Genomic DNA, 4,504 nt, shown 5'->3' on the forward strand with positions numbered 1-4,504 from the left:
TCAATATCTACAGTTTTCAAGGTTCAATTGAGCCTTATTTATTTGACTCGTTTTTCCATACATCATTTGACACTATCTCTTTTCTCATTATATAACGATTTTCTCTATTCGAAAACAACAAACTTTTAATTTTCGTGAAAACCGCCCGAAACCTTGCCATTTCCATCCATCTCATGTTAATATAAGCGTTGGGATTACAGGAACATGAATATAAAGGAGATTATGCTATGATCAGTGCAAATAATGTAACCTTGCGCGTTGGTAAAAAAGCGCTGTTTGAAGATGTCAATATCAAATTTACAGAAGGAAACTGCTACGGTATGATTGGCGCCAACGGCGCGGGAAAATCTACGTTTCTAAAGATTTTATCCGGTCAGCTGGAACCTACCAAAGGCGAGGTCAATATCACACCGGGGGAACGTCTTTCCTTTCTGCAGCAGGATCATTACAAATACGACGAGTTTATCGTGCTTGACACCGTAATTATGGGGAATGCGCGTTTGTATGAGATTATGAAAGAAAAGGAAGTCATCTATGCAAAAGAAGATTTTACGGATGAGGACGGAATCCGGGCAAGTGAGCTGGAGGCGGAATTTGCAACCATGAACGGCTGGGAGGCGGAATCAGACGCAGCCACCCTCCTGAACGGCCTCGGCATCGACACAGAACTCCATTACAAATATCTGAAAGATCTGACTGGCGCAGAAAAGGTTAAGGTACTTCTTGCCCAGGCATTATTCGGCAACCCGGATATCCTGCTTCTGGACGAGCCCACCAACCACCTGGACCTGGATGCAATCGCATGGCTGGAAGAATTCCTGATCAACTTTGACAACACGGTCATCGTCGTTTCCCATGACCGTTACTTTTTGAATAAGGTATGTACGCAGATAGCCGATATTGACTACGGCAAGATCCAGCTATACGCCGGCAACTATGATTTCTGGTATGAATCCAGCCAGCTGCTGATCCGTCAGATGAAGGAAGCCAACAAGAAAAAGGAAGAAAAGATCAAGGAACTGCAGGATTTCATCTCCCGGTTCAGCGCGAACGCTTCCAAGTCCAAGCAGGCAACCTCACGTAAGAGGGCTTTGGAAAAGATCGAACTGGATGAGATCAAACCGTCCAGCAGAAAATATCCATACATTGATTTTCGTCCGGACCGTGAGATCGGGAACGAAGTTCTTTCCGTAGAAGGGCTTTCCAAGACCATTGACGGAGAAAAAATACTGGACAACCTTACCTTTACGCTCGGACACGATGATAAGGTTGCCTTTGTCGGCAGCAACGAGCTTGCCAAAACGGTATTGTTTAAAATCCTGATCGGGGAAATGGAGCCGGACGAAGGAACATATAAATGGGGAATCACCACCACACAGGCGTATTTTCCAAAAGACTTCGGCGGGGAGTTTGATAATGACTATACCATCACCGAATGGCTCACCCAGTATTCCGAGAACAAAGATGTGACCTATGTCCGCGGGTTCCTCGGCAGAATGCTCTTTGCCGGTGAAGACGGTGTGAAGCGCTTAAGGGTTCTTTCCGGTGGAGAGAAGGTTCGCTGTCTGCTGTCCAAGATGATGATTTCCGGCGCCAACGTCCTGCTGTTGGATGAGCCGACCAACCATCTGGATATGGAGGCAATCACCGCACTCAACAACGGGATGATTAAATTCCCGGGAGTTCTGCTTTTCACATCCCGTGACCACCAAATTGTGCAGACAACCGCCAACCGGATCATGGAAATCGTACCGGGCGGTAAACTGATCGATAAGATCACGACCTATGACGAGTACCTCGAGAGCGATGAGATGGCTAGAAAACGGCAGACATACAGCGTCGTTACGGAAGAGGATGATTAAAATTTTATTGAGCAGGGAATTTTAATTGGTGGGGACGCCTATCTGAAACGGGGAGAGGGATGCCTCCCGGAGAAATGGGGATGGTTCCGGATGTAACCCGTTTGCGGAGAAGTACTAACGTAAAATGAGCTGCCCACGAGGGCACGTACAACATGCAGCCAGAAAGCCTGATGCTTTCTGGCCTTAAGGTTGTACTGGAAAGTGATTTTGGTAAATCACTTTCCATCCCTCGTGGGCAGTTCATTTTGCGTAAGTACTTCTAGTACAGCAGTGCATTAATCTTTCAGTAATAAGTGCCTGATATCTGCGTCAGAGGTGTGCCTGCTTTCGCGACGGCGTAGTGGTTCCTACGTCTAGCGAAAGCAGGTGCAGCTATGGCGTAGAGAGCAGGTGCTTATTGCTGAATTATTAGTGCACTGCTGTACTAGACCGCGCACTCTAAACATCCGGAACCATCCCCATTTCTCCGGGAGGCATCCCTCTCCCCGTTTCAGATAGGCTGGGCGCATCAGGATTGTAAGATACCCGCTTTTTGGGGAAATTGGCGGGAGCAGCGGATTGGGTTGGATGGGCAGGACAGTTGTATAAGGGGCAGGTTGTTTTATCCCTGCATTCCTATGATTATTCCTAGTATATATGGGATCAGCCAGATTGACCAGACTATGATGCTGAACTTGTGGAATACTTTTTTGGCTTTTTCATTGTTTTTTGCAAGTATGACTGCCGCCCAGACGGCATGAAATGCCATTAAGAGAAGGGCAATCAGGCCTGTTATTGTATGCAGGTTGAGTGAAAAGCCGGTACCTGATATTTTGCCCATGATTGTCGTTCCTGTGGTATCACAGATAAAGCCCATCCAGAATACTAGGACGTGCCATTTCATTAATACTCCTTTTTTCTTTTCGCCAAATACCCCGATTGTATAGAATGTAAGCGCCAGGGTCATAAAAATAATCGCTGCGATCAGTAATTTAGACATATAAACCTCCCAGTTGAATGATGCAAAACGTTTTTCATGGCTTCTTAATGCTGTTTATACTTATAGTAATTGCGGCCGAACAGAAGGCCGGCCCCGAATAGGGCGGTGCCGAGTCCTGTATAAAAAACAGCGATAAATACATCCGGCGCAAGGTTAAATGAACGGATTGAAATCCCGAATATCATCATAAAGGCCATGATGCAGAATGATTTGATGTCGAAAAATTTTAAAAAGAACTGTAATTCCTCCTCGTATTTCTGTATCCTGTCGGTATGTTTCACCGTCAGTTTATAAAAGACCATAAACCAGAATATAAGAAAAACGACGGCTGAAAGGAACAGGTTTAAAATTGTAACATATCCTGTATAGGATTTGATTCCTATACGAAGAATATTGAATCCCGCCGCAAGCCATACGAGACTTGCTATTATCAATAAATTTTCTTTTTTTACTTTCATGTTGAACCTCCGAAAACATCTGAACATTGTTCATTTTGGGTCAAAATTTACCCACTCCGAAAGTGGGGACACATTTTGCCTGAGTCTCTGTGTACCGGCACGTTAAGTCCGCTGAATAGGGCTGGCAGACTTACGCAGGTTTCAGACGATGGATTAATAAAGACATCTCTTTACGATCTCCAGCAGTCCTGCACTATTTTGCTGAGTATCCGTCAGCGATGAAAAAAAGATCATAAGGATATAGTCTGTAAACAGTTCCGGTGTCAGGCATTCATTAAATGCATCTTCCCTCACGCTGGAATCTTTCTTTAATATTTCCAGAAGACTTTCCTTTAATTGGGTGAAATATTCCTCCATCCTTCTGCGTCCTCTCACTTTATCCTCTGAGGCAAAACTTAGCGCATGCATGGAAAAAAACTCCGGATATTTCCGTCCTCCTTCTTTCATGCTCTCATACATCCATGAAAGGCAGTCCGCAAAACATACAAACCTGGGATTTCCGCCTGATAAATGAAAAATGTCCTTCCAAATACTTTCAATTGCCGCACATAGCAGATCAGATTTGGATGGAAAGTAATTATAGATCGAGCCGACCGCTACATTACACTCTGCAGCAACAGAACGCATATTGACGGCAGAAAGCCCTTTTTCTTTCACAATTCTCTGACAGGCTTCGATAATTGCCTCTTCTGACGTAGCCGTCAAGTTCATTTAAAACACCTCCTGCGCGAAACTGAACATCATTCATTTTGAATAATACTCCATCAAGTGCTACATGTCAAGTGGCAGAATGGATGGGCAGATGCCGTTACTGTGCACGCCCGCAGGGTGTGAGCAGTAACATTCCATTCCAATATCATAAAACAGGTATCCGCAATCCCGTCCGGGATTATGGATACCTGTTTTGCATTCTTTACGTTGTTCATAACGCTTCGAGTAAAGCTTCTTTGCCTTCTTCGGGACTTTCTATTCTTCTTTTAATTCCTGTCAGGTAGTCTAAAACATCTACCCATTCATTTGTTGGATAGTCTGTGCTTTTAATTCTTTCTATACAATTGATCAGCTCCCTGTGAAAATCATCTTTCCGCAAATCAGAAATATAGCTGGCGCCTACCTGATGCGCCAAAGTTACTATTCACAGTCGATTAGGGCATGACAAATAGAGCGGGTGTCATTTCCGCTTGATTTTTCATATTTGAATCGAC

The 4,504-nt window shown here is 44.5% G+C and carries 5 protein-coding genes; 1 reads left to right on the forward strand and 4 read right to left on the reverse strand.

Annotated elements, in window-relative coordinates; translation table 11 throughout:
• Window positions 1–227: 227 nt before the first annotated feature.
• Window positions 228–1,862: an ATP-binding cassette domain-containing protein gene (locus tag GKG43_RS22465; protein WP_050642555.1), complete on the forward strand. Its 1,635-nt coding sequence runs from the start codon at window positions 228–230 to the stop codon at window positions 1,860–1,862.
• 601 nt (window positions 1,863–2,463) lie between these two features.
• On the opposite strand, the gene GKG43_RS22470 is transcribed toward GKG43_RS22465, so the two are convergent.
• The 4 genes from GKG43_RS22470 to GKG43_RS22485 form a co-directional block, all read right to left on the reverse strand.
• A complete protein-coding gene (locus GKG43_RS22470; RefSeq protein WP_055154914.1) occupies window positions 2,464–2,841 on the reverse strand; it encodes an HsmA family protein in 378 nt (125 codons plus the stop codon).
• 44 nt (window positions 2,842–2,885) lie between these two features.
• A complete protein-coding gene (locus GKG43_RS22475) occupies window positions 2,886–3,299 on the reverse strand; it encodes a hypothetical protein (RefSeq protein WP_050642557.1) in 414 nt (137 codons plus the stop codon).
• 153 nt (window positions 3,300–3,452) lie between these two features.
• Window positions 3,453–4,010, reverse strand: a complete 558-nt coding sequence (locus GKG43_RS22480; RefSeq protein WP_055154913.1) for a TetR/AcrR family transcriptional regulator — start codon at window positions 4,008–4,010, stop codon at window positions 3,453–3,455.
• Window positions 4,011–4,221: 211 nt separating this feature from the next.
• Window positions 4,222–4,425: a hypothetical protein gene (locus GKG43_RS22485; protein ID WP_055154912.1), complete on the reverse strand. Its 204-nt coding sequence runs from the start codon at window positions 4,423–4,425 to the stop codon at window positions 4,222–4,224.
• Window positions 4,426–4,504: the final 79 nt, after the last annotated feature.

It is taken from the genome of Eubacterium sp. BIOML-A2 (assembly GCF_009680135.1).
In the GTDB taxonomy this organism is placed as follows: domain Bacteria; phylum Bacillota; class Clostridia; order Lachnospirales; family Lachnospiraceae; genus Faecalicatena; species Faecalicatena contortus_B.

What these genes read in the sequence shown, in the direction of transcription:
- GKG43_RS22465 (WP_050642555.1), top strand. Translation starts at nt 228, where the DNA reads ATGATCAGTGCAAATAATGTAACCTTGCGCGTTGGTAAAAAAGCGCTG.
- GKG43_RS22470 (WP_055154914.1), bottom strand. Translation starts at nt 2,841, where the DNA reads ATGTCTAAATTACTGATCGCAGCGATTATTTTTATGACCCTGGCGCTT.
- GKG43_RS22475 (WP_050642557.1), bottom strand. Translation starts at nt 3,299, where the DNA reads ATGAAAGTAAAAAAAGAAAATTTATTGATAATAGCAAGTCTCGTATGG.
- GKG43_RS22480 (WP_055154913.1), bottom strand. Translation starts at nt 4,010, where the DNA reads ATGAACTTGACGGCTACGTCAGAAGAGGCAATTATCGAAGCCTGTCAG.